Origin of the sequence: Actinomadura keratinilytica (genome assembly GCF_039539665.1) — a bacterium.
GTDB lineage: Bacteria > Actinomycetota > Actinomycetes > Streptosporangiales > Streptosporangiaceae > Spirillospora > Spirillospora keratinilytica.
Genome location: NZ_BAABDO010000292.1, coordinates 1 through 624, shown reverse-complemented (window position 1 = coordinate 624; position 624 = coordinate 1). Strand labels below are relative to the sequence as shown.

Annotated in this window: 1 protein-coding gene; it reads right to left on the bottom strand. The window is 73.9% G+C overall.

Translation table 11 applies throughout. The features are described from left to right. Positions 1-624: methyltransferase domain-containing protein (locus ABD879_RS32765; RefSeq protein ID WP_486303748.1), on the bottom strand; the 624-nt coding region annotated here is incomplete at both ends.

Below are 624 nucleotides of genomic sequence, written 5' to 3'. Positions count from 1 at the left end.
TCGATCTCCTCCCACAGGCGGCGCGGCCCGTGCTGGAGCACCCGGTGCACGGTGGTGCCCTCGGTGACCTGCACGCACGCCCAGGACTGGTCGGCGAAGGCCCAGAAGGCGAAGTCGTCGGTGCCGTCGTCGGCGTCGACGAACCTTCGGGCCACCTCGGGCAGCCGCAGCCCGACCGCGAACGAGGCGTCGTAGTCGTCCCAGGCGACCGCGTCGGGGTGCAGAGTCGTGGACGATTCGTCGGCGCCGGTCAGGTCGGCCGGCGGTTCGGGGCGGGGGGTGCGCTGCGCGCGCAGCCACATGAACGCCACCGTGTTGTCGACGAACCGGCCGTGCGCGGTGCCGTGCTCGTCGACCGTCAGCAGGACCAGCGCGCCCTCGTCGAACGCCGTGGCCCAGGGGGTGAGGATGAGCCCGCCCGGCCGGGTCTGCTCCACCCACGCATACGGGACGTGCTGGACGGCCGCGGTGGCGATGACCCGGTCGTACGGCGCACCCGGCGGGTAACCGTCGGCGCCGTCACCGGTCACCACCGTGGGCGACACCCCCGCCTCCGCGAGCGTCTTGCGGGCCCGGTCGGCGATGGCGGCGTCGATCTCGACGGTGGTGACGTTCTGCCCGCCG